23 protein-coding genes are annotated in these 24,432 nt (G+C 62.9%); 9 read left to right on the top strand and 14 right to left on the bottom strand.

Translation table 11 applies throughout. From position 1 onward, the window contains the following. The first annotated feature begins 46 nt into the window (after positions 1 to 46). Positions 47 to 2,257, top strand: a complete 2,211-nt coding sequence (locus tag JQ553_RS19685) for a primosomal protein N' (protein WP_212501663.1) — start codon at positions 47 to 49, stop codon at positions 2,255 to 2,257. A gap of 124 nt (positions 2,258 to 2,381) precedes the next feature. On the opposite strand, the gene JQ553_RS19690 is transcribed toward JQ553_RS19685, so the two are convergent. Further along, entirely contained in the window at positions 2,382 to 2,879 is a 498-nt protein-coding gene (locus JQ553_RS19690; RefSeq protein ID WP_212501664.1) for a septal ring lytic transglycosylase RlpA family protein, read from the bottom strand. Between the two features lie 616 nt (positions 2,880 to 3,495). Here JQ553_RS19690 and JQ553_RS19695 point away from each other — a divergent pair. The 7 genes from JQ553_RS19695 to JQ553_RS19725 all read left to right on the top strand — a co-directional run bounded on the left by JQ553_RS19695 (position 3,496) and on the right by JQ553_RS19725 (position 10,714). Beyond that, entirely contained in the window at positions 3,496 to 4,056 is a 561-nt protein-coding gene (locus JQ553_RS19695) for a F0F1 ATP synthase subunit delta (RefSeq protein WP_212501665.1), read from the top strand. Then, a complete protein-coding gene (atpA, locus tag JQ553_RS19700; RefSeq protein WP_212501666.1) occupies positions 4,056 to 5,585 on the top strand; it encodes a F0F1 ATP synthase subunit alpha in 1,530 nt (509 codons plus the stop codon). Before JQ553_RS19695 ends, atpA begins: the two co-directional genes overlap by 1 nt. Before the next feature lie 93 nt (positions 5,586 to 5,678). After that, positions 5,679 to 6,557 carry a F0F1 ATP synthase subunit gamma gene (locus JQ553_RS19705; protein WP_212501667.1) on the top strand — a complete coding sequence of 293 codons (879 nt, stop codon included), beginning with the start codon at positions 5,679 to 5,681 and terminating at the stop codon, positions 6,555 to 6,557. Between the two features lie 16 nt (positions 6,558 to 6,573). After that, on the top strand, positions 6,574 to 6,975 hold the full coding sequence (locus JQ553_RS19710) for an organic hydroperoxide resistance protein (RefSeq protein WP_212501668.1): 402 nt from the start codon (positions 6,574 to 6,576) through the stop codon (positions 6,973 to 6,975). A gap of 28 nt (positions 6,976 to 7,003) precedes the next feature. Continuing rightward, positions 7,004 to 8,446: a F0F1 ATP synthase subunit beta gene (gene atpD, locus JQ553_RS19715; RefSeq protein ID WP_212501669.1), complete on the top strand. Its 1,443-nt coding sequence runs from the start codon at positions 7,004 to 7,006 to the stop codon at positions 8,444 to 8,446. 93 nt (positions 8,447 to 8,539) lie between these two features. Further along, on the top strand, positions 8,540 to 8,947 hold the full coding sequence (locus JQ553_RS19720) for a F0F1 ATP synthase subunit epsilon (protein ID WP_212501670.1): 408 nt from the start codon (positions 8,540 to 8,542) through the stop codon (positions 8,945 to 8,947). A gap of 132 nt (positions 8,948 to 9,079) precedes the next feature. Beyond that, the gene (locus tag JQ553_RS19725; protein ID WP_212501671.1) at positions 9,080 to 10,714 is read left to right on the top strand and encodes an adenylate/guanylate cyclase domain-containing protein; all 1,635 of its coding nucleotides are present in this window, start codon (positions 9,080 to 9,082) and stop codon (positions 10,712 to 10,714) included. Positions 10,715 to 10,788: 74 nt separating this feature from the next. Here JQ553_RS19725 and JQ553_RS19730 read toward each other — a convergent pair whose 3' ends face one another. From JQ553_RS19730 to JQ553_RS19740, 3 genes are all read right to left on the bottom strand, one after another. Then, complete coding sequence (locus JQ553_RS19730) at positions 10,789 to 11,490, bottom strand: hypothetical protein (protein WP_212501672.1); 702 nt, start codon at positions 11,488 to 11,490, stop codon at positions 10,789 to 10,791. A gap of 499 nt (positions 11,491 to 11,989) precedes the next feature. After that, entirely contained in the window at positions 11,990 to 12,574 is a 585-nt protein-coding gene (locus JQ553_RS19735; protein WP_212501673.1) for a protein-S-isoprenylcysteine O-methyltransferase, read from the bottom strand. After that, positions 12,571 to 13,977, bottom strand: coding sequence for a hypothetical protein (locus tag JQ553_RS19740; RefSeq protein ID WP_212501674.1), 1,407 nt, complete (start codon positions 13,975 to 13,977; stop codon positions 12,571 to 12,573). Before JQ553_RS19740 ends, JQ553_RS19735 begins: the two co-directional genes overlap by 4 nt. On the opposite strand from JQ553_RS19740, the gene JQ553_RS19745 reads away from it, so the two are divergent. Beyond that, on the top strand, positions 13,964 to 14,773 hold the full coding sequence (locus tag JQ553_RS19745) for an SGNH/GDSL hydrolase family protein (protein WP_249144430.1): 810 nt from the start codon (positions 13,964 to 13,966) through the stop codon (positions 14,771 to 14,773). The genes JQ553_RS19740 and JQ553_RS19745 overlap by 14 nt on opposite strands. A 70-nt stretch (positions 14,774 to 14,843) precedes the next feature. Here JQ553_RS19745 and JQ553_RS19750 read toward each other — a convergent pair whose 3' ends face one another. The 10 genes from JQ553_RS19750 to proB all read right to left on the bottom strand — a co-directional run bounded on the left by JQ553_RS19750 (position 14,844) and on the right by proB (position 24,370). Further along, on the bottom strand, positions 14,844 to 15,344 hold the full coding sequence (locus JQ553_RS19750) for an RNA pyrophosphohydrolase (RefSeq protein ID WP_212501675.1): 501 nt from the start codon (positions 15,342 to 15,344) through the stop codon (positions 14,844 to 14,846). Positions 15,345 to 15,364: 20 nt separating this feature from the next. Next, complete coding sequence (locus JQ553_RS19755; RefSeq protein ID WP_212501676.1) at positions 15,365 to 15,868, bottom strand: RNA pyrophosphohydrolase; 504 nt, start codon at positions 15,866 to 15,868, stop codon at positions 15,365 to 15,367. 73 nt (positions 15,869 to 15,941) lie between these two features. Further along, on the bottom strand, positions 15,942 to 17,147 hold the full coding sequence (locus tag JQ553_RS19760) for a divergent polysaccharide deacetylase family protein (RefSeq protein WP_212501677.1): 1,206 nt from the start codon (positions 17,145 to 17,147) through the stop codon (positions 15,942 to 15,944). A 157-nt stretch (positions 17,148 to 17,304) separates the two neighbouring features. After that, positions 17,305 to 18,672 carry a S41 family peptidase gene (locus JQ553_RS19765; protein ID WP_212501678.1) on the bottom strand — a complete coding sequence of 456 codons (1,368 nt, stop codon included), beginning with the start codon at positions 18,670 to 18,672 and terminating at the stop codon, positions 17,305 to 17,307. Beyond that, a complete protein-coding gene (locus JQ553_RS19770) occupies positions 18,669 to 20,024 on the bottom strand; it encodes a murein hydrolase activator EnvC (protein ID WP_212501679.1) in 1,356 nt (451 codons plus the stop codon). Before JQ553_RS19770 ends, JQ553_RS19765 begins: the two co-directional genes overlap by 4 nt. Before the next feature lie 52 nt (positions 20,025 to 20,076). Next, entirely contained in the window at positions 20,077 to 20,559 is a 483-nt protein-coding gene (rlmH, locus tag JQ553_RS19775) for a 23S rRNA (pseudouridine(1915)-N(3))-methyltransferase RlmH (RefSeq protein WP_212501680.1), read from the bottom strand. Between the two features lie 50 nt (positions 20,560 to 20,609). Next, positions 20,610 to 20,963 carry a ribosome silencing factor gene (gene rsfS, locus JQ553_RS19780; protein ID WP_212501681.1) on the bottom strand — a complete coding sequence of 118 codons (354 nt, stop codon included), beginning with the start codon at positions 20,961 to 20,963 and terminating at the stop codon, positions 20,610 to 20,612. A 187-nt stretch (positions 20,964 to 21,150) separates the two neighbouring features. Continuing rightward, on the bottom strand, positions 21,151 to 21,813 hold the full coding sequence (locus JQ553_RS19785; RefSeq protein WP_283817268.1) for a nicotinate-nucleotide adenylyltransferase: 663 nt from the start codon (positions 21,811 to 21,813) through the stop codon (positions 21,151 to 21,153). A gap of 7 nt (positions 21,814 to 21,820) precedes the next feature. Then, positions 21,821 to 23,113 carry a glutamate-5-semialdehyde dehydrogenase gene (locus tag JQ553_RS19790; RefSeq protein WP_212501682.1) on the bottom strand — a complete coding sequence of 431 codons (1,293 nt, stop codon included), beginning with the start codon at positions 23,111 to 23,113 and terminating at the stop codon, positions 21,821 to 21,823. Between the two features lie 114 nt (positions 23,114 to 23,227). Further along, positions 23,228 to 24,370, bottom strand: coding sequence for a glutamate 5-kinase (gene proB / locus JQ553_RS19795; RefSeq protein ID WP_212501683.1), 1,143 nt, complete (start codon positions 24,368 to 24,370; stop codon positions 23,228 to 23,230). Positions 24,371 to 24,432: the final 62 nt, after the last annotated feature.

The raw sequence follows: 24,432 nt of genomic DNA on the forward strand, positions 1-24,432 counted from the left end.
AGGCGGCGAAGCGGTGCTAGGCCGAACGGCGGCAAAGCTAGTTCCAATGGACCATGTCACACGCAGCAATACGGCTTCCGCATCGGCGACCCGTGTCGTCGATGTGCTGGTGCCCGTCGCGCTGGACCAGACCTATTCCTACCGCGTTCCGCGCGACATGGAACTCGCGCCCGGCGACGTCATCTGCGTTCCGCTTGGCCCGCGGGAGGTTGTCGCGGTGGTCTGGGCGGAAAATCCAAAACCCGATCCACGGCTGCACAATCGGCTCAAGGACGTCAGCGAGAAGCTTGATGTGCCGCCGCTGAGGGCGGAACTGCGCCAACTCGTCGATTGGGTATCCAATTACACGCTGTCGGCCCGCGGCATGGTGCTGCGGATGACGCTGCGCATGGGGGAGCATCTCGGGCCCGAGCGCACCCGGATGGGTGTGCGCCTGGTCGGCGAACCGCCGCGACGCCTGACGCCGGCGCGGCGGCGGATGATCGATCTCTTGTCCGACGGACTGCTGCACGGCAAATCGGAGGCGGCAAGGGAGGCCGGCGTCAGCTCTGGAGTGATCGACGGCCTGGTCGACGAGGGCACGCTTACAGTCGAGGCGATGCCGCCTCCATCAGCGCCACCGCCGCCGGATCCATCCTACGCGCAGCCGGATTTTTCGCGCGAGCAACGCGGCGCGGTCGACGTGATGCGAACACTGGCCGCAAGCGGCAGCTTTCATGTCGCGCTGCTCGACGGCGTCACCGGCTCGGGCAAGACCGAAGTCTATTTCGAAGCAATTGCCGAGAATATCCGGCGCGGCAAGCAGTCGCTGATCCTGATGCCGGAAATCGCGTTGACCGGCCAGTTCCTCGATCGCTTCGCCCGGCGTTTCGGCGTGCGTCCGCTCGAATGGCATTCGGAGCTAACGCCGCGCACGCGTGCGCGAAACTGGGCAGCAATCTCGGAAGGCAAGGCGCCGGTCGTGGTCGGCGCCCGCTCGGCGCTGTTTCTGCCCTATGCCAGCCTCGGGCTCATCGTCGTCGATGAGGAGCACGACCAAGCCTACAAGCAGGACGACGGCGCGCATTATCATGCGCGTGACATGGCCGTGGTCCGGGCGCATATCGCAAAGATCCCGATCGTGCTGGCCTCGGCCACGCCATCGGTCGAAAGCGAGGTCAATGCGCGCAAGGGGCGCTATCAGCGCGTGGCGCTGCCGTCGCGCTTCGGCGGCCAACACATGCCACATATCGAGGCGATCGATTTGCGCCGCGCGCCGCCGCCACGCGGCCGTTTCATCTCGCCGCCGCTCGCCGAACAGATCCGCCATGCGATCGGGCGGCGCGAGCAGGCGCTGCTGTTTCTCAATCGGCGCGGCTATGCGCCGCTGACGCTGTGCCGCGCCTGCGGCCATCGCTTTGCCTGCACGATCTGCGATGCCTGGCTGGTCGATCACCGCTTTCGCCAGCGGCTGGTTTGCCATCACTGCGGGTTCTCGATGCCGCGGCCGAATATCTGCCCGCATTGCGCGGCCGAGGAATCGCTCGTCGCCGTCGGTCCCGGCGTCGAGCGCCTGCAGGAGGAAGCGGCAAACATCTTCCCCGAGGCACGCATCATGGTGCTGTCGAGCGATCTCATCACCTCGATCGAAACCATGCGGAGCGAGTTGAATGAGATTTCCGAGGGGCGGGTCGACATCATTGTCGGCACGCAGCTCGTCGCCAAGGGGCACAATTTCCCGCGGCTCAATCTGGTCGGCGTCATCGATGCCGATCTTGGCCTGAGTAACGGCGATCCGCGCGCTGCCGAACGAACGTTCCAGCTGCTGAACCAGGTGGTCGGCCGCGCCGGCCGCGACCAGGGGCGCGGCGTCGGCTATCTGCAGACGCACCAGCCGGAGCACCCCGTCATCAAGGCCTTGGTCGCGAATGACCGCGAGGCGTTCTACGCGAGCGAGATCGAAATCCGCGAGCGCACCGGCTATCCGCCGTTCGGCCGCCTGGCGAGCCTGATCATTTCGGCCGGGGACCGCCCCGCGGCCGAGGGTTTTGCGCGCAAGCTCGCGTCGGCGGCGCCGCTCGATGATCGTATCCAGGTGCTCGGCCCCGCCGAGGCGCCGCTTGCCGTGATCAAGGGCCGCTACCGCTTCCGCCTGCTGGTGAAGTCGCTGCGCAATGTCGACTTGTCGCAATATCTGCGCGAATGGCTGGCGGCGGGTCCGAAGACCAAGGGCAATCTGAAGCTCGAGGTGGACGTCGATCCGCAAAGCTTCCTGTGAAATGAAGAAGGCCTGCCGTCATTCGCGACGGCAGGCCCTTTTCGGCGCACGGATGCAAATCCGCGACCATTACTCTACGCTACGCTTACCGAACTCCGGGAACGGAACGGCGTCAGGAGCGCCTTCAGATGACCTCCGCTGTGACCCGGCCGACGCCGGCGCCGGTCAGGCCGATGGCGCGCGCGGCGCCGGTGGAGAGGTCGAGCACGCGGCCACGGACGAATGGGCCACGATCATTGATGGTGACAACGACGCTGCGGCCACCATGGCTGACACGGAGCTTGGTGCCGAAAGGCAGACTACGGTGGGCCGCGGTCATTGCGTTCTGGTTGAAGCGCTGGCCGGACGCGGTGCGGCTGCCCGACTCGTTGCCGTAAAAGGAAGCCATTCCCGAGAAGGCGTGGCCACCGGTCGACGGAGCGATCGAGGCATTGGCGTCACGCCACGACGAACTCTCGGCCCGGGCATGATGGTGGTGGTGATGGTGACGGTGATGATGGTGCCTGGATTTCGCAGAAGCTTCGGTGACACTCCCACCGACCAGGAGAGTTGCGGCGACAAAAGTGAGCGCCGCGCGCGACCGGGTTGCATTCCCCAGCGTCGACTTCTTTGTATTTTGCATTGATTAAGACCCTCAGACAGTATTGCCACTATTGTGGCAAGTGGAACCCCCGTCCCTTGCCGACTGAAAGCCGTTTGATTTTGCAATAAGGCGCGAATTGGGCAGTAAATTCGAATTATTTCCGTCTGAAACATCTTGTTACCGCTGTAACGCAATTGAGCGAAATTTGATAATCTTTGCTGTTAACTATCTTTTAATCCATCTATACATGCGAATACTGATTAACAGGCCGCCAGTAAGGTTTGCGTAAGTAATCGCCAAATGGAACAAGTTCCATCCGCCGGTTCCACCTAGCGATGTAGGTTCCCACCGCAACCTGCCTCGATGAAGAGCCGTCGCGGGGAGGAACGGCCGATTTCGGCGCCTGGATTTTCCCGCTATGCCGTTGGTGCCGGTCAGCAAAAACCGCGTGCGACAAGGCGGCGGCGATTGTGCCGTCATGTTGCACCTGCGCGGCTGCTATGTTAGCAAAGCCGCGATTTTAACGATCCCGGCATCTCCTGTGCCGGTCGAAAATCGAAGTCCCGCTTGAATTCCAAGGGCTTGGATCGCTAGGCGCTGCTTTGGTGGCGACGGTTTTTCCCTTGCGAGTTTGACAGCAATAAAGAGCGAGCACGTGGCTGCTGAAGATCCGTCGGTTTCGGGAGTGTCCGGTCGTTACGCAACGGCCTTGTTTGAGTTGGCGCGCGACGAAAAATCCGTCGATCAAGTCAGGGCCGATCTCGATAGATTCGATGACATGCTCAACGAGAGTGCCGATCTGAAGCGTCTCGTGCGCAGCCCGGTGTTCTCGGCGGACGCCCAGTTGAAGGCGTTGACCGCGGTGCTGGACAAGGCCGGAATCTCCGGCACCTCCGCGAAGTTCCTGAAAGTGCTGACCGCCAATCGCCGGCTGTTTGCCGTGGCCGATGTGATTCGCGCCTACCGCGCGCTGGTGGCGAAGTTCAAGGGCGAGGCGACCGCGGAAGTCACCGTCGCCGAGGGGCTCAACGACAAGAATCTCGACGCGCTGAAGGCCGCACTGAAGTCGGTGACGGGCAAGGACGTCGCGCTCAACGTGAAGGTCGATCCCTCCATTATTGGTGGCCTGGTGGTCAAGCTCGGCAGCCGCATGGTGGATAGTTCGCTTCGCACCAAACTCAATTCGATCAAGAACGCGATGAAAGAGGCAGGCTGATGGACATCCGCGCCGCGGAAATTTCCGCGATCCTCAAGGACCAAATCAAGAATTTCGGCCAGGAGGCCGAGGTCACCGAAGTCGGACAGGTGCTGTCGGTCGGTGACGGTATTGCCCGCGTTTACGGCCTCGACAACGTCCAGGCCGGTGAAATGGTCGAGTTCGAGAACGGCACCCGCGGCATGGCGCTGAACCTTGAAACCGACAACGTTGGTATCGTGATCTTCGGTGCGGACCGTGAGATCAAGGAGGGCCAGACCGTCAAGCGCACCCGCTCCATCGTGGACGCGCCGGTCGGCAAGGGCCTGCTCGGCCGAGTTGTCGATGCGCTCGGCAATCCGATCGACGGCAAGGGTCCGATCCAGGCCACTGAGCGCAAGCGCGTCGACGTCAAGGCGCCCGGCATCATTCCGCGCAAGTCGGTGAGCGAGCCGATGGCGACCGGCCTGAAGGCGATCGATGCGCTGATTCCGATCGGTCGCGGTCAGCGCGAGCTGATCATTGGCGATCGCCAGACCGGCAAGACCGCGATCGCGCTCGACACCATCCTGAACCAGAAGCCGCTCAACGCGCAGCCCGACGAGAACATCAAGCTGTACTGCGTCTATGTCGCAGTCGGCCAGAAGCGTTCGACCGTCGCGCAGTTCGTGAAGGTGCTCGAAGAGCAGGGTGCGCTGGAGTATTCGATCGTGGTCGCTGCTACCGCCTCCGACCCGGCGCCGATGCAGTACATCGCGCCGTTTACCGGCTGCACCATGGGCGAGTACTTCCGCGACAATGGCATGCACGCAGTGATCATCTATGACGACTTGTCCAAGCAGGCGGTCGCCTACCGCCAGATGTCGCTGCTGCTGCGCCGCCCGCCGGGCCGTGAAGCCTATCCGGGCGACGTGTTCTACTTGCACTCCCGCCTGCTCGAGCGTGCGGCGAAGCTCAACAAGGATCACGGCTCGGGCTCGCTGACGGCTTTGCCGGTCATCGAGACCCAGGCCAACGACGTGTCGGCCTACATCCCGACCAACGTGATTTCGATCACCGACGGCCAGATCTTCCTGGAAACCGACCTGTTCTTCCAGGGCATCCGTCCCGCGGTGAACGTCGGCCTATCGGTGTCGCGCGTCGGTTCGTCGGCGCAGACCAAGGCGACCAAGAAGGTCGCCGGCAAGATCAAGGGCGAGCTCGCGCAGTACCGCGAGATGGCGGCGTTCGCGCAGTTCGGCTCCGACCTCGACGCTTCGACGCAGCGCCTGCTGAACCGTGGCTCGCGTCTGACCGAGCTGCTGAAGCAGCCGCAGTTCTCGCCGCTGAAGATGGAAGAGCAGGTCTGCGTGATCTGGGCCGGCACCAACGGCTATCTCGATCCGCTCCCGCTCAACAAGGTGAAGGCGTTCGAGGAGGGCCTGCTGTCGCTGTTGCGCGGCAAGAATGCCGACATCCTGAACACGATTCGCGACAGCCGCGACCTCTCCGACGACACCGCTGCCAAGCTGAAGTCGGTGGTCGAAGGCTTCGCCAATACGTTCGCGTAAATCGGGGCATCGCCCGGCCGGCGGCCGGGCGCTTCACGAACAGAGAGGCTTGCGATCTGACCCTTGCGGTCGGATCGCCGGGGTGAACTAAGAATGGCTTCACTGAAAGACATGCGGGTCCGCATCGCCTCGACCAAGGCGACGCAGAAGATCACGAAGGCCATGCAGATGGTCGCAGCCTCGAAGCTGCGCCGTGCGCAGAGCGCCGCCGAAGCAGCGCGTCCCTATGCCGACAAGATGGACGCAGTGATCTCCAACATTGCTGCCGCCGCCAGCGGCTCGCCTGGCGCGCCGGCGCTGCTGACTGGTACCGGCAAGGACCAGGTGCATTTGCTGCTGGTCTGCACCGGCGAGCGCGGCCTGTCGGGTGCGTTCAATTCGTCCATCGTCCGCCTGGCGCGCGAGCGGGCGCAGGGGCTGATCGCGCAGGGCAAGGAAGTCAAGTTCTTCTGCGTCGGCCGCAAGGGCTATGAGCAGCTTCGCCGTACCTACGAGAAGCAAATCGTCGAGCATGTCGAGCTGCGCTCGGTGCGCCAGCTCGGCTTCGTCAACGCCGAGGATATCGCCAAGAAGGTGCTGGCACGGTTCGAAGCGGGTGAATTCGACGTCTGCACGCTGTTCTACTCCCGCTTCAAGTCGGTGATTGCCCAGATCCCGACCGCGCAGCAGATCATCCCGCTTGAGGTGGCTGAGCCCACCGCCAATGCCGCGGCCGCCACGTCCTACGAATACGAGCCGGAGGAGGATGAGATACTCACCGGCCTGCTGCCGCGCAATCTCGCGGTGCAGATCTTCCGCGCCCTCCTGGAGAACAACGCATCGTTCTACGGCGCGCAGATGAGTGCGATGGACAACGCCACCCGCAACGCCGGCGAAATGATCCGCAAGCAGACGCTGATCTACAACCGTACCCGCCAGGCCATGATCACGAAGGAGCTGATCGAAATCATCTCCGGCGCCGAGGCGGTCTAACCGAAGGGAGCGCGACATGGCTTACGTCACATCGGCTACCACCAAGGGCGGACGCAACGGTCGCGCCATGCTCGACAATGGCGGCCTCGCGCTTGCCATGGCGCTGCCGAAGGAATTGGGCGGCGTCGGCGACGGCCACAATCCCGAGCAGCTGTTCGCGCTCGGCTATTCGGCCTGCTTCGGCCAGGCAATCCTCGTCGTCGCCAAGAAGCACGGTATCGACGGCCAGGCTGCAAAGGTGACGGCGGACGTCACGCTCAACACCGAGGGCGGCTTCTCGCTCGCCGTCGAATTGAAGGTTTCGGTTCCCGGCGCCGACAAGGCCAAAGTGCAGGCGCTGGTCGAAGAAGCTCACACGGTGTGCCCGTATTCCAAGGCCACCAAAGGCAACATCCCGGTCAAGCTGACCGTGGTCTAAGATATTCGGATCGAAGGAGATAGAGTCCATGGCTACAGCAGCCAATCAGATCGGTCGCGTCACCCAGGTCACGGGCGCCGTGGTCGACGTGCAGTTCGAAGGCCACCTGCCGGCGATCCTCAATTCGCTCGAGACCAAGAACGGCGGCAACCGTCTTGTGCTCGAAGTTGCGCAGCATCTCGGCGAATCCACGGTGCGCACCATCGCGATGGATACCACCGAGGGTCTGGTCCGCGGTCAGGAAGTGACCGACACCGGCGCGCCGATCCGGGTGCCGGTTGGTGAGGGGACGCTTGGCCGCATCATCAACGTCATCGGCGAGCCGATCGACGAAGCCGGCCCGATCAAGTCCGAGGGCCTGCGCGCCATCCACCAGGAAGCACCGACCTATACCGACCAGTCGACAGAAGCGGAAATTCTCGTCACCGGCATCAAGGTCGTTGACCTGCTCGCGCCCTACGCCAAGGGCGGCAAGATCGGCCTGTTCGGCGGCGCCGGCGTCGGCAAGACCGTGCTCATCCAGGAACTGATCAACAACGTCGCGAAGGCGCACGGCGGCTACTCCGTGTTCGCCGGCGTCGGCGAGCGCACCCGTGAAGGCAATGACCTCTATCACGAGTTCATCGAATCGAACGTCAACGCCGATCCGCACAATCCGGATCCGAACGTGAAGTCAAAATGCGCGCTGGTGTTCGGCCAGATGAACGAGCCGCCGGGCGCTCGCGCCCGCGTCGGGCTGACCGGGCTGACGGTCGCCGAGCACTTCCGTGACCAAGGTCAGGACGTGCTGTTCTTCGTGGACAACATCTTCCGCTTCACCCAGGCCGGCTCGGAAGTGTCGGCGCTGCTGGGCCGTATCCCGAGCGCCGTGGGTTATCAGCCGACTCTCGCGACCGACATGGGCGCGCTGCAGGAGCGCATCACCACCACGCAGAAGGGTTCGATCACCTCCGTGCAGGCGATCTACGTGCCGGCCGACGACTTGACCGACCCGGCGCCCGCAACCTCGTTCGCGCATTTGGACGCCACCACCGTGCTGTCGCGCGCGATCTCCGAAAAGGGCATCTATCCCGCGGTCGACCCGCTCGATTCGACCTCGCGCATGCTGTCGCCGCTGGTGGTCGGCCAAGAGCACTACGAGACCGCGCGCCTGGTTCAGCAGATTCTGCAGCGTTACAAGTCCCTGCAGGACATCATTGCCATTCTCGGCATGGACGAATTGTCGGAAGAGGACAAGCTGACGGTGGCGCGCGCCCGCAAGGTCGAGCGCTTCCTGTCGCAGCCGTTCCACGTCGCCGAAGTCTTCACCGGCTCGCCCGGCAAGTTCGTCGACCTCGCCGACACCATCAAGGGCTTCCGCGATCTCTGCCAGGGCAAGTACGATCATCTGCCGGAAGCGGCCTTCTACATGGTCGGCACCATCGAAGAAGCCGTCGAGAAGGGCAAGAAGCTCGCCGCCGAGGCGGCCTAAGGCGCGACCGACGAATAGGGAGCAGCGATTAGCGACACCTCGCTTCTTCCTCCGCCGGCAGTTGCTATTCGCTACAATACTCGCAGGGTCACCATGGCTACCTTTCACTTCGATCTCGTCTCTCCCGAAAGGCTCACCTTCTCCGGTGAAGTTGATCAGGTTGACGTTCCCGGCGCGGAAGGCGATTTCGGCGTGCTGGCCGGCCACGCGCCGATCGTCGCCTCCGTTCGTCCGGGCATCCTGACGATCATTGCCGCGGGCAAGCGCGAGAGGGTGATCGTGCTCGGCGGCCTCGCCGAGATGAGCGAGAAAGGCCTGACGGTTCTGGCCGACGTCGCGACCGCGATCGAGGACCTTGATCGGATGAGATTCGCGGACACGATCAAGGAGATGGAGGACAAGCTCGCCGACAAGGAGGGCTTCGAACTCGACGGTGCCATCGAGCGGCTCGATCACTTCAAGAGCATCCAGCACGAGCTCAACGCGACGGCGATGCACTAGGCCATCGCTACCCAACGACGAAAAACCTGACTGAGTGAAGTGCTCGCCAGATGCTGGCGGGCGCTTTGCTTATTGCGCCTTGGAACTTCTGACGGCATTGTGCAGCGGCTAATCGGCTTCGGGGCTGCGTGCATGAAACGCAAGATCGCGGCGATTTTCGCGGCCGATATTGCCGGCTACAGCCGACTGGTCGCGGAGGACGAGGAGGAGACGCTGCGGCGGCTCGCCTCATACCGTCAGGTCACCGACGACTTTATCGCGAAATACGGCGGGCGCATCTTCAATACCGCTGGCGATGCCGTGCTCGCCGAATTTCCGAGCGCCGTCGAAGCGGTGCGCTGCGCGATCGACATCCAGGAGAGCCTGCGTACGCGCAACTTGGCCTATCCGCCGAGCAGGCAGATGGCATTCCGCATTGGCATCACGATCGGCGATGTGGTCGAGCGTGACGGCGATCTGCTCGGCGATGGTGTCAACAGCGCCGCGCGGCTCGAGGGCCTCGCCGAGGTCGGCGGCATTTGCGTCTCGCGCGCGGTGCACGAGCAGGTCGTCAATAAACTGTCGGTGCAGTTCGCCGAAATCGGTGCGCAGGAGGTGAAGAACATTCCGACGCCCGTGCACGCCTTCATGGTGACGATGCGGCGTGAGGACGGCACTTACGCGACTCCGCGGGTCAAGAAGCCCCTCAAGCCGGCAGCTGGCGGATCGTCGCGCTGGATGTGGCCTATCACCGCAAGTCTCTTGTTGCTGGCTCTGATTGGCGTCGGCGGCTATCTCTATTACGGCAGGCTGGAGACGCCGGCGGTCAAGCCCGTCGCCGTCGAGAGCCACGCAGCGGACTCGGCGACGCCGTCGACGATGTCGCAGCCTGCGTCAGAACCAACCGCAGCCGCAACTGCGCTGCCGTCGCCTCCGCCGCCCGGACCGCCATCGATTTCACCCGGCGAGAAATTCGCCGCGGGGAGTGTGCCTTTTGTCAGCGATCGTTCCCGTGCGATTCTTGCCAACGAATATGCCGGTGCGAGCGATTCGAAGGCCGTGGCCATCAACATCAACGGCTTCGTGGGCTGGATTGCGGGGCAGTCGAGTGAGGATGCGGCCAAGACGACGGCGCTCGAGCAGTGCCAGAAGCGCGCCGACAGTTCGAGCACACCGCGCAAATGCGAACTTTACGCTGTCGGCAACACCATCGTGTATGCGCATGGCAATCCGCCGCTGCCGCCGTTGCCCTGGATCAGGTACGACTCGCTGATTGAAAAGCCGTTCGCGGCAAAGGACGTACCGCTGGTGCGCGACCAGAGCAGGACCCGGTTGGAGAGCCAGTTCACCGCGGCCCGCAAAACCAAATCGATTGCCCTCGGTCCGGGTGGCCAGCTCTTCTTCAATTCCGGCATAGGAACGCTCGAGGAATCGGCGCGACGGAACCTGCAGAGCTGCGGCGCCGTCGCCGGTGTTCCTTGCATGATCGTGGCGGTCGACGACGTCTTCGTCGTGCCGATTCCGGCCACGCTGCGCGCGACCGGATTCTTCAGAGCCTCGGACAGCTCGGTGATCACGCCAGGCGAGCGGAGTCACGTTGCGCAGAAGCTTGCCGACGCCGAGATGGGCTGGAACGCCGTTGCCGTCGGTACGCGAGGGCGGCCGGGGCTCGGTTTGCGTGCGGCCAACGAAGAGACTGCGGTCAACGCGGCCCTGACCGATTGCGTCATGCACGACAGCGATTGCCGTGTAATCGCAATCGGCCCGTTCACGGTCGGGCCGAACTAAACTAAAGCGCGGTGATATTCATCTGATCACATCGCGCTTTAGAGTCTGGCTAAAGCGCGATGACGACGCAAAACCTAGTTGTCGGAAGCCAGCTGAGCCGTTTGACGTCCACCATTTAGCGCTCTGAGTTGATTTACGTATTCTTCAGGCTTCATCAAATGGAAGGGAGTCTTCAGCCCCATGAAACTGGCTATGCGGCCAATGAAGGCAGTGCAGTTGGTGGTCTCCGCATTCCACACCGGCGAGGTCGCCTGAAGATGCTTGATATGGGCAAACACCTTCTTGGCGTCAGCTTCACTCAAATAGACTCGATAGCTGGCCGTGAGATATTGGACATCAAGGTCACCATAGCTCGCTCCAGTCTCCGAAGGCACAAACATAAGGTGTCCCAGCACATAGGGCACCGTATCGCCTGCGGGGTGAAGGCCGGCAACTTCGACCTGCCTCTCGCTCGTCTTGCCGTACCACACAAACGCATGACCGTATGATGCTGCTGTGCGGGCACGAAAATCCACGTAGTAAGGTCCCTTTACCGAAGCGGACCTTCGAACCGGCTTCACCTCTGTCGAGGATGGTGAGTCGCTCGGCGCAGCATTGGCCGTTGTCGAGAGCCTCACCGCTGGCTTGCGCGGAGTGTCCCGCTGTTGCAGGGGATCCGGGTTCGCCGCCATCTGCTGGGCGCTGCTGCTTTCACTTCCCAAGCCTACACAGGCGACGAAGAAGCTTGCTCCAACCAAAAACGCCAGACCGGGCGGTCTCCGATTCGCTCGCGCCACCTTAAACTCCCATAGTCCCAACACACACAGTTGTTGTCTGTGCAACCAAACAGTCGTGTTTTCGGCCTCGTCGAGGGCCGAAAACACATGATTGTCGAATGCCCCTAGGGTTAACCCTTGGGATTAACCTTTGGTTACGACCGGGGCCGCTGCGGTCGGGTACTTGCCAACGGGGGTTTTGCCGACGGGGTACTTGCCGACCGGGTACTTGCCAATTGGCGCCGATTGGACGACCGGTTGAGGACGCGGAAGGTCCGCGGCAACGGCAGTCCCAATAAACGCGAAGAGGGCAGTCCCAGCGATTGCGAATTTCAACATCGAAGTCTCCTGCTGTCATCTGACCGACGCGAAAGTAACCCGACGTTTGCTACAGACCAATAAACAGTGTCCCAAACCACCCACCGAGCGGCCCTTTTTTTGCCAGGAGTTGCAAAAAGGGCACGAAATCAGACGGATGGATGCTCGCGTTCCTCGACTCGCTATTGCAGGGGACCCCGCTTCAAAAGATTGAGGGGAAAATGCGGCCGGTCCGCGCCATGTAAACGCGGTAGCTGTCGCCGAAAGTCTCCAGCATCATTCGCTCTTCCCTCGCGACGCGGCCAAAAAACAAGATTCCAAAGCCGATCAGGCCGGAGAAGCCAGCAACCCAATTCGGCAGCAGCAATGCCTGAGCAATGGCCCAGAGCCAGAATGCCGAATACATGGGGTGTCGGACTCGCTGATAGATGCCGTCCGTGACGAGTTGGTGGTGTTCCCTCACGTCGAGACTGATCGACCAATTCCGGCCCAGTGCTCGATGCGTCAGGTGAAATATGATCAACGCAGCAATCGCGGCGAAAAGACCCAGCCAGGCCTGGATGGGATGGAAGTCGTAGGCTGCGAAATGAGGAATGCCCGTCGCAACGTAGACAAGCGGCAGGATACCAAGTCCGGTAAGGGATATGAGCAGCAACGCGGTTTCCCGGGGACCCCGGTCGCTCCGTCGAATCTTTTCGCGACGGGAACGGCGCGCGTGTTCGTAGCGAATGAGGTACCATCCGATCGCCAGCATAACAAACACGAACTTTGAGAGCGTCGGCGTCATCTTGGACCGGTCCGCCACGCCGGCTCAGCTAACGGCTCGCCCGAGGAAGCCGGCGAACCGACAAGCGCTCCGTCCTCCCCGATCATCGAAACGGCGCCGTCTGGAGCAAGCGTCTGCGATCTGGCCGACACCGGTCCGCATGTCAGCATGAAGTAATCGTACGATGCGCGCTTGTCATTTCCGCTAACGAATTGGCAGTGCAATCGGTAGAACCTCAAGCGAATACGCCGATACGTGGCATGCTCCAGCATTCGACCAATTTCGACAAGCCTGATAACGGGGCCGTTTTCCGGGGGCAACGCCATCCAAGCCATAGGATCGATGTTGTAAAAGTTCATTATGTCAACGCGAGCCTGATAGTCCCCCCAGAAGATGCCACGCGACCGCGCGACACGCGCTACCGCCGCGCGAAAGCGGCCTGCTCCATTGTGCACCCCGATCTTGAGTACGGACGATCCGATCGTGAGAAACGTGACCGCCGTCTGGCGCGTACCGAGAGCCGGGTCCAGCGTCAATGCCCGATCAAGGAGATCAACTGCCAGTACAGCGCCAAGACTATGACCGATGACCAGGACTTCGTCCGCGTCGCAGTCACTCGCCGCTGCGACGATCTCCGCGGCCAGTCTGTCCAGTCTTTGCTCGAGGATCGAATTACCCCCTCGAACGTATTCGCGAGAAAAAATCCAATCGTCGAATAGTGCGCCCAGGTGCAACCAGCGCCAGGGTCCAAGCAGAAGTGCCGCGAGCACCAGGACGGTTGCGATCATGCCGACAAGAATCGAACCGCTGGTCTTTACGGCAAACATGCCGACGAGAAATGAGACCAGTGCCAGGATTCCGAACATGACGAATGGATAGAGAAAGAAACCTGCGTAGTGCCAATTGGTCCGCAAATAAGCCCAGAGAGCGCCGGACACGACGAAATCCAGAAAGGCAATGATGCCGAGCGGAATGCGCCAGAAAATCGTTCGACGGCTAAAGGTCTCGATTACATCGTCCCAGCGAACCAGCCGGTAATCGACTTCGACCTGCCAATCTGGGCCAGACGTCGTCACGCTCCATTTCGTCTGGTCGGCGCCATCGTGCAGACCGCCGATTGAAGCCTTCACTGACCAGGCAGTCTGAAATCTCGCGATTTCGCGTATAAAGCGACGTTGCGCCCCAGCATACGGCGTGATTGGATCATAGCCGCCTACATGGAACACCAGCCTCTTGGAGACGGCGGTTCTTGTCATTAATTCCACCTGCGCACTCTTCGAATTTTCCGCAACCTGTTGAGTTCGGACCGCGCAGCTTTCGCTCGATTTATAATTGCAATCATCAACCAGCGAACGTCTAGCAGCGATGGCTGTCAATAGGAATTCGGCCAAATCACCAAGGGAATGCGGATTGAGTCGTTTCACCCTCCTTCCGCGGGCCATTACCGGTATCTTGTATCATACTGCCAGGGCTGCCAAAGTGGCTTCGGTCGGTGCCGTCATGCTTGCCGGAACGTCCGGCGAGGTGCGTCCGCAGGCACGAGAAGCGTCTCCCGCCGAGAGATGCCTTACGGCCAATCCCGGTCTCTCGCTGGGTGTACGGTTGCCCCGCACCGCAGAGCGTTTGAAGTCCAATGAGCCGTTGAAGATTGTGGCCATCGGCTCATCCTCGACCGTGGGGCTCTGGGTGCTTGCGTCGGCAGCGACCTATCCCGAGGTGATGCGCCGAGAACTCTTGAGACTTAGATCAAACGCGACCATCAGTGTCGTCAACAGCGGTCGAATCGGCGACACAATCCAGTCCAGCATCGCACGGTTCGAACGCGACGTTCTCGCTCACAGGCCCGATCTCGTCGTATGGCAGTTGGGCACCAATGACGTGGTCTGGGGTGATCGGCCGGACCAACTCCTCAAGAACAGGGTTGTTGAAGGCGTAAGGGCGCTCAAGGCAGCATCTACCGACGTAGTGCTCATGGACCTGCAATATGCACCAATGGTACTTGCGTCGGCCCACCACTCGACGGCCGAGGCCATCATCGCCGATGTCACAAAGCAGGAACGTGTCGGACTGTTTTCTCGCTTCGCGCTGATGCGAAATTCGATCGACGCTGGCGTTGCTCAAGGCGCGCTTGTGTCCTGGGACGGACTACATAATACGGCCGAAGGTTATGATTGCATCGGCCGAGCCCTTGCCCGGGCGATATCAAACAGTTCTCGTTAACCCACTATCCTGGATGCCGGATTGACCGGCTTGTCTGCGCGACGATGGTCCATCCTGATCTCTTCGCGCTTCAGTTCGCGAATGCCGCAAAGCGTGCTGCGACCGCGAGATAGACGTCGCGGCGGAACGGGACCACGAGATCGGCGACACGGTCGAGGCGCTCCCAGCGCCATTGATCGAATTCAGCGGGCTGATCGTTTCGCGAGGTCAGCGGGTCGATTTCCTCATCCGATCCGATGAAGCGAAGCGCGAACCATTTCTGCCGCTGCCCGCGGAATTTCGCGAGCCGGTGCGACGAGGGTCCATCATAGAGCGGGAATTCGTAAGTCATCCAGTCGGTCTCGCCGAGATACTCGGCGCTGACCACGCCGGTCTCTTCCCAGAGCTCGCGCATCACCGCCTGGCGCGGATCCTCGCCCTCGTCGATGCCGCCCTGCGGCATCTGCCATTCGAGACCGGGCAGGACGATCTCCGGTCCATCATCCTTGAAGCGATGGCCGATCAGCACGCGTCCCTCGGCGTTGAACAGCGCGATGCCCACATTGGGGCGATAGGGTTTGCTGAAGAACATGGCGGTGCGTGCGCGGCAGGTTATTTGGCCGCGAGCGTGGCGAACTCCTGCACGACACGCTCATAGACCGGTCGCTTGAACGGTACGATCAAGTCGGGGAGATTCCTCATCGGCTCCCAGCGCCAGGAGATGAATTCCGCCTTGTGCCCGCCTCCAGGGTTCGCCACATTGATCTCGTTGTCCTTGCCGGTGAAGCGCAGCGCGAACCACTTTTGGCGCTGGCCGCGATAGCGCCCTTTCCAGGCGCGGCCGGCGATGGTGCGCGGGATGTCGTAGATCAGCCAATCGGCGATCTCGCCGAGCTTCTCCACGGAGCGGATGCTGGTCTCTTCGTAGAGCTCGCGCTTGGCGGCTTGAAACGTGTCCTCGCCGGGATCGACCCCGCCCTGGGGCATCTGCCAGACATGAGCCTCGTCGACATGCTCTATTCCACCGGCGCGCCGTCCAATGAAGACCAGACCGGCCGCGTTGAGTAACATGATGCCGACGCAGGTCCGATAGGGCAGCTCCTCATAACGTGCCATGCCGTCCTTACCTCGCACGCTCCTAAGCTACCCGACTCGGCCCCGCAGGCTTACGTTGCGCCAACAGATTGATCTAGTTCGATTTTGATTTCAGCATCGCCGTTGTCAATGGCACAAGCATGATGCCGCGGGAGTCCAGCGTCTTGATCCAGGCCGATAGCCGTTCGATTGAAACCGGCAAGGCGGAGGCGACGCCCACGGCCGTGCCGCGTTCCTTGGCGAGCGTCTCCAGCTTGACCAGCGTCCGGTCGATTTCGGCCGAAGTCGGCACCGCGTCGATGGTGAAATCGGCCTTGGCAAACGGGATAGCCTGGCCTGCGGCCAGCGAGGGGGCGACGCTCCTGGGCGTGGAACCGTCGTCGAAATAGCCGAGGCCGCGCTTGGCGGCCTCGCGGATGATCGGCTGCATGACCGGATCGGTGGCCACGAAGCGGGCCCCCATGAAATTGGCGATTCCGGCGTAGCCCTGGAGGCGGCTGAGGTGCCAATAGAAGCGGTCGAGATTCTGCTCGCCGTTGAGCGTCGTCAGCAGCGTCTGTGGTCCCGGATCATTGTCGGGATAGTCGAATGGTTCCATCGGGATCTGCAGCAGGATCTCATGCCGCTGCGTCCGCGCGCGCTCCGCCAGCTTTCCGGGGTCGGCGCCATAGGGCGTGAACGCCAGGGTCACCGCCGGCGGCAGTTTCATAATGGCCTCGGTGGTCTTGGCTGCGCCGACGCCGAGGCCGGCGACCACGATTGCGACCACGGGCATCTTGGCGGCCCTGGTGCGGTCGGCATCAGCCGCGTAGACGGTGAAGGGTTTCAGCCCGTCGGCGACCACCGGAATCATGCCGTAGCGCGATTTTTCCAGCAGGCGCTGGTCTATTCCGGTCATCATGGGGGCGGGTGCATCCCCGTCCAGCTTGTCGGCGGCGTCGCCAGCGCCAATCATCACGTCCTGGCGCTTGCCGCTGGAGCCATCGATGATGGTGACGGTCCTCGCTTCTCCGGCCGCGGCTGGCGGTTTGGAGACGGATTTGGCCGCATGCTCGGAATGTCCGGCTTGAGGCTTGTCGTCCGTCCCGGGGGACGAAGCCTTGCGGATCGCGATATGGGCGACCGGTTCGCCGCCGAGCGGATTGTCGTTGAACAAGGCGACGCCGGCGAAAGCGACCAGCACCAGGCCGAGGAGCACGGCAAACGCCTGGATCGCGGTGAAAGGCAGCCGCATCCGGCGCGTCTTGCCCGCCGTCTTCTGCCCGAGCGGCGTGCTCAGTTCGTCGGCCGCCTCTGCCATGCCCCTCCCCGAATCAGCAGAGCGAAGATAGCACGCCGCGGCGCGTTCCCATGCGCGCTGCCAACCCGTCAAAGCACGGTCTCGATGCCGGAGGCCGCCGGCCCACAAGCAAAAAGGGCAGCCCGAGGGCTGCCCTTCCGCTAGCGGGTTCTGGCGATCAGTTCGCGGCCTTGTTGCCCGGCTTGTCGGCGGCGGCCTTGTCGCCCGCCGCGCCGGGGGGCGGCGCGGAACTGGCGGTCGACTTGATGCCGTGCAGGAGGTCATCGGCCATCTTCAGTGCCTTGTCATCCTTTGCGTCCGGCGGCACGTAGGATTGCGAGCCGGTCTTCTCGTCGCCGTCGTTCTTCAGATGGCCGCGCAGCGAGGCTTCGCCCTTGGTGTCGGTACGCGCCTTCAACTCGTCCGGCACGTCCTGCAGCACCTCGATGTCAGGCACGATGCCCTTGGCCTGGATCGACTTGCCCGACGGCGTGTAGTAGCGCGCGGTGGTAAGACGCAGCGCGCCGTTGCCGGAGCCGAGCGGAATGATGGTCTGCACCGAGCCCTTTCCGAACGAGCGAGTGCCGACCAGCGTCGCACGCTTGTGGTCCTGCAGCGCGCCGGCGACGATTTCGGAGGCCGACGCCGAGCCGCCATTGATCAGCACGATGACCGGCTTGCCCTTGGTCATGTCGCCCGCATGCGCGGCACGGCGCTGAGTTTCATCGGCGTTGCGGCCGCGGGTCGAGACGATCTCGCCGCGCTCAAGGAACGCGTCGGAAACGGTGACCGCCTCCTCGAGCAGACCGCCCGGATTGTTGCGGAGGTCGATGATGTAGCCCTTCAGCTTGTCGCCGATCTGGCTCGAGAGATTGGCGATTTCCTTCTTCAGGCCTTCGGTGGTCTGCTCGTTGAAAGTGGTGATGCGGATATAGGCGATGTCGTCGGCCTCGACGCGCGCGCGCACCGAGCGGACGCGGATGTTGTCGCGCACCAGCGTGACGTCGATCGGATTGTCCTGGCCCTTGCGGATGATCTTCAGCCGGATCTTGGTATTGACCGGGCCGCGCATCTTCTCGACCGCCTGGTTCAGGGTGAGCCCCTGCACCGCCTCGTCGTCAAGCGTGGTGATGATGTCGTTGGCCATGATGCCAGCCTTTGAGGCCGGGGTGTCGTCGATTGGCGAGACGACCTTGATCAGGCCGTCTTCCATCGTGACTTCGATGCCGAGCCCACCAAACTCGCCGCGGGTCTGCACCTGCATGTCGCGGAAGCTCTTGGCGTCCATGTAGCTCGAGTGCGGATCGAGGCCGGACAGCATGCCGGAGATCGCGGATTCGACGAGCTTGCTGTCGTCGGGCTTCTCGACATAGTCGCTGCGCACGCGCTCGAACACGTCGCCGAACAGGTTGAGCTGGCGATAGGTGTCTGACGTCGCGGCACGCGCGCTCGATCCCATCAGCACCGCGCGGGGCTGGGTGATGAAGAGCGTCAGTGCCGCGCCGCAAGCGGCGCTGAGGAGAATTACAGAAGTCTTGCGCATCATCCGCGAACCTTTTCGCCTTCATTTGCGGCCCACCATGGGCCTGGATCGATTGGAGTGCCGTCCTTACGGAACTCGACATAGAGCACTGGCTGGCTCGCATTTGTCGCGAGAATGGACGCGACCAGGGATGTCGACCCCATGGTCGCGACCGGCTCCCCCGTAAGTACAAACTGGCCGATATTTACCGAAATGCGCTCCATACCGGCGATCAGGACATGATACCCGCCCCCGGCGTTGAGGATCAAGAGTTGTCCGTAGCTGCGGAAGGGACCAGCGTAAACAACCCAGCCGTCACACGGGGTTGTGACCTGCGAACCGGCCATGGTTGCCAAAGAAATGCCTTTTTGTGCGCCACCCGCACCGTCGGAACCGCCGAAATCGCGAATCTTGGTGCCGTTCACGGGATAGGCGAACAGGCCCTTGGCCGAGGCGAAGGCCACCGCCGGGCTGAGTCGGGCCGGATCCTTGAATCCCCCAAGATTCGGCTTGCCGTTAACCGTGGCGGGCGTGCCCTGGAGGTTGGCCGTCGCCGCCGCCTTGGCCGCGCTCTTGAGGTCCTGCTCCATTTTGGCGATCAGGCCCTGCAGGCTGTCCACCTGCTTCGACAGCGCAATGGCGCGCGTGCCTTCCGCCTCCATATCCTTTTCGACGGCGCTCTGCTGCCGCTGCCGTTCGTCGACCAGCGCCGCGAGCCGGGTCTGGTCATCCCTGAGCTTGTCGCGATCGCGCGCCAGCGCATCGCGCTCGGTCGAAATGGTCTTGCGCAGCGCGACCAGTTCGCCGAGATCGGCCGCGAGCTTCTCCGCACGGACCCGCAATTCCGGGACCACCGAGCCGAGCAGCATCGCGGTGCGCAGCGACTGCAGTGCGTCCTCAGGTCGCACCAGCAGCGCCGGGGGCGTACGTCTTCCTGCGCGCTGGAGCGCGGCGAGCACCTCGATGACGTCGGCTCGGCGCGAGTCGAGCGATGATCTGATTTCGCGCTCGCGGCCACCGAGCGGCTGCAGGCGCGCTTCGGCGTCGCCGATTCGCGTTTCGACGCTGCGCACCTGGCCTGCGATGTCGATGAGCTGCTGATTGAGTTTGCTGCGGTCCTGGCCGATCGCTGCGATGTCGGCCTTCAGCTTCTCCTGCAACTCGCTCGCCTTGCGCTGCTGTTCGCGCGCGGCCTCCAGCTCCTGTTCGCGCTGCTTGATGGAGTCGGGGGATGTCGTCGCAGCCTCAGCCTGCTGCTCCGGCGGCGCGGCTTGCGCGCGCGCCGATGTCGGCGATATCGCGAGGAGCAGCGCGATTGCGAACGGAAGCGAGGCAGGAGGCCGACCGCGACGAAAAGCGTCGGATCGAAAAGGCATGTCCCGATTGTGCTGCATCCGATCTATTCAGCGCTCGTCAATCCGCCGCGACTCAGGCGCGGTGATATGGGTGGCCCGCCAGAATGGTGGCGGCCCGGTATATCTGTTCCAGAAGCATGACGCGGACCATCTGATGCGGCCAGGTCGCCGAGCCGAACGCAATGCGCAAGTTAGCGTTGCGCTGCAATTCAGGCGAAAGTCCGTCCGCGCCGCCGATCGTGAAGACAGTATTTGCGATTCCCTCGTCGCGCCAGCGGCCAAGCTGCTGAGCGAAGCTTGCGCTATCAAGGCTCTTGCCGCGCTCGTCGAGTGCCACAAACACATGTTTCTCCGGGAACAGCGCCGCGATCGAAGCAGCCTCTTCGGCCATCCGCGTGTGCGCGTCGCGCGCGCGGCTTTCCGCGATTTCATGAACGTCGAGGCCGCGAAAGCCGAGCTTACGGCCGATATCATCGAAGCGCTCGCGGTAGCGCTCGGCGAGCTCCCGTTCCGGGCCCTGCTTCAGGCGGCCGATGCAGATCACAACAAGATGCATCAGCGCAATTTAGCTGCGCCGCAGCCGATTCGCATCGGCTTCGATCCGCCTTAGACCGCCGCGACCGCCGGGTTCTGAGTCCACAATCGCTCGAGATTGTAGAACTCCCGCACCTCGGGTCTGAATACGTGCACGATCACGTCGCCGGAATCGATCAGCACCCAGTCGCAATTGGGCAAACCCTCGACGTGGATGCTCTTGACCCCGTTTTCCTTCAGGCCCTTCGTCACATTTTCCGCGATCGCGCCCACGTGCCGGTTGGCCCGGCCCGAGGTGATGATCATGTAGTCGGAATATGCAGATTTGCCGCGAAGGTCGATGGTGACCGTCTCTTCCGCCTTCATATCGTCAAGGCGGGAGAGGATCAGATTCAGCGTCTTGTCGGCGTCGGGTTGCGCCTTCAAGGCCGCGGCTTTTGTCGATGTTTTACGCGCAGTCTTGGGAACCTTGGGTAAAACAGACTTAGACAATACAGATGTGGCCAGGGACCATTCCTTTCACTGTATCGTGGATGCCGAATCCTCAGCGTCCACACACCATACTACGCATGTGGGGTTAACGGTTTCAATATTCCAGTAATCCTCATGCATCTCACGCCGTCCTCCAGCTCCCGTCCGGGTTCCGAAGGCCGGTCGAAGACAGTGTGGATTTCATGCCGGTCAGGAAAACCCATGCCGGCGCACGCTGATCGGCGAGGCGAGCCGCCTGATTTTCGGGCATGCGGTAACGGGCGAGCGCCTGCGCCGCAGGCGCGGCAAGGGCGCGGAAGCTTTGCGGCGGTCGGTCGATCACGGCAATCGGCACATCCGCGGCGATGCGCCGCCAGTCTTTCCAGCGATGGAACTGCGCGAGGTTATCGGCGCCCATGATCCAGACGAAGTGCACGCCGGAGACGCGGCGGCGCAAGTGGATGATCGTCTCTACAGTGTATTTGACGCCGATGACAGCTTCGAGACAGCTAATGTCGATGCGCGGATCATCTGCCATCTGCCGTGCGGCGGCGGCTCGCTCGGCGAGCGCATGCAGGCCGTCGTGGCTCTTCAGCGGATTGCCCGGCGTCAACAGCCACCAGACCCGGTCGAGCCGCAGCCGCTTGATTGCGAACAGGCTGATGGCCCGATGCGCGGCGTGCGGCGGATTGAAGGAGCCGCCGAGCAACCCGATTCGCATGCCGTTGGTGTAAAACGGCAACGCAGGGGCCGCGGATTGCCGCGCGGTCGAAGTCTGCTGCAATGGCTCCACCGCGCGCGTCAAGGGATGATCACGGCCGCGTCTGTCCCGTGCCGCGGACGCGATATTTGAAGCTCGTCAACTGCTCGGCGCCGACTGGACCGCGGGCGTGGAATTTGCCGGTTGCGATTCCGATCTCGGCGCCGAAGCCGAACTCGCCGCCATCGGCGAATTGCGTCGATGCATTGTGCAGCACGATTGCGGAGTCGACCTCGTTGAGGAATTTCTCCGCGGTGTTGGAATTCTCGGCCACGATCGAATCGGTATGACGCGAACCGTGATCGTGGATATGGGCAATTGCGTCCTCGACGCCGTCGACGACGCGCGCGGCGATCACCGCATCGAGATATTCAGTATCCCAATCGTCGGCGGTCGCCGGCGTGACGCGCGGATCGACCTTTTGCACGGCATCGTCGCCGCGCACCTGGCAGCCGGCGTCGATGAGCATCTCGACCAGCGGCTTCAGGCTCGTCGCCGCGCCGGCGCGATCGACGAGCAGGGTCTCAGCCGCGCCACAGACGCCGGTGCGGCGCATCTTCGCGTTCAGCACGATCGACTTCGCCATTTCGAGATTGGCGCTGGCGTCGACATAGACGTGATTGACGCCTTCGAGATGCGCGAAGACGGGCACCCGTGCCTCCGCTTCGACCCGCGCGACGAGGCTCTTGCCTCCACGCGGCACGATCACGTCGATGCCGCCGCTCAATCCGGACAGCATCAGACCGACCGCTGCACGATCGCGCGTCGGCACCAGGGTGATCGCAGCCTCTGGCAAGCCGGCCGCGCGCAGGCCTAGCACCAGGCAATCATGGATCGCGCGGCAGGAGCGGAAACTGTCCGAACCGCCGCGCAGGATCACGGAGTTGCCCGACTTCAGGCAAAGCACGCCGGCGTCGGCCGCGACATTGGGGCGGCTTTCGAAGATCACGCCGATCACGCCGAGCGGCACGCGCACGCGCTCGATCGTCATGCCGTTCGGCCGCTGCCAGCTTTCAGTGACAGCACCGACCGGATCGGGAATCTCGCGCACGGCTAGTACGCCGTCGGCCATGCTATCAACGCGCGCCCGCGTCAGCGTCAGGCGGTCAAGGAAGGCGGGGGCGATGCCGCCGGCACGCGCCTCCGCGACATCCTCGGCATTGGCAGCCAGGATCGCGGGCGCATGGTCGCGGATCGCGCGCTCGATCGCCTGGAGCGCCCGGTTCTTCTGCTCCGGCGGCGCCAGCGCCAGCACGCGCGCTGCGGCACGCGCTTTGGCGGCGAGGTCGGTCATCAGGATGGTGAGATCGGCGTTACCGTCGATCGCCTTCAGCGGCGCGGTCATGTGCAATTCCGGCTTTTCGATTAAGGCCATGTTCTAGCATGGCAATTGAGGGCTGGCGAGGCGCGGAACCGGCATGGCAGGTGAACGCCGCGCCGTGTGGCGATCGGTCAAGGCTTATTTGGGCGGAATTGCGCCGGCAGGACCCACCACGAGGTCGTCGCGATGGATCATTTCGGCCCGGCCGGTGATGCCCAGAATCGCCATGACGTCAGGCGAGGAGCGGCCCTTGATCTTCTCGGCATCCTCGGCGTCGTAGGCAACGAGGCCACGGCCGATCTCATGGGTGTCGGGGCCGCGCACCACCACTGCATCGCCGCGAGTGAAGTGGCCGTCGACCCTGATCACGCCGGCCGGCAGCAGGCTCTTGCCGGCACGCAGCGCCACCACCGCGCCGGCGTCGATCGTCAGCGTCCCCTTGGGCTCCAGCGATCCCGCGATCCAGCGTTTGCGCGCGGTTACCGGGTTGGCCGGTGTCAGAAACCAGGTGCAGCGGCCGCCATCGGCGATCGCCTGCAACGGATGCTCGATCTTGCCCGAGGCGATCAGCATATGGGTCCCCGATGTGGTCGCAATCTTCGCAGCCTCGATCTTGGTGGCCATGCCGCCGCGCGACAGCTCGGATTCGGCGGCGCCCGCCATTGCCTCGATTTCCGAGGTAACGCTCTCGACGACCGGAATCAGCGTCGCGCCGGGATTGGCCGACGGCGGCGCGGTATAGAGCCCGTCGATGTCGGACAGCAGGATCAAGAGATCGGCGCTCGCCATGGTGGCGACGCGGGCGGCGAGGCGATCATTGTCGCCGTAGCGAATCTCGTTGGTGGCGACCGTGTCGTTCTCGTTGATGATGGGGACCGCGCGCCATTCCAGGAGCTTTGCGATCGTCGAACGTGCGTTGAGATAGCGGCGGCGTTCCTCGGTGTCCTGCAGCGTTACAAGGATCTGGCCTGCGCCGATGCCCTGACGGCCCAGCACCTCCGACCAGATCCGTGCCAGCGCGATCTGTCCGACCGCCGCGGCGGCCTGGCTCTCTTCAAGTTTCAGCGGGCCGCGCGGCAGTTTGAGGCGGCTGCGGCCGAGCGCGATCGAGCCCGACGACACCACCATCACCTCGCGGCCTTCCTTGTGCAGCTTCGCGATGTCGTCGACCAGCGCGGCGAGCCAGGAGGCGCGCAGCTCGCCGGCCTGCGAGTCGACCAATAGCGATGAGCCGACCTTGACGACGATCCGGCGAAAGTTTTTGAGCGCGGGGCGTTTCATGGGGCTGGTTGGAGCAGAAAGAAAATCGGTGGAAGCAATACGCGGCGCAACGTGGCTTGGGA

The sequence above is a fragment of the Bradyrhizobium lablabi genome, from assembly GCF_018131005.1.
Classification (GTDB): Bacteria; Pseudomonadota; Alphaproteobacteria; order Rhizobiales; family Xanthobacteraceae; genus Bradyrhizobium; species Bradyrhizobium lablabi_D.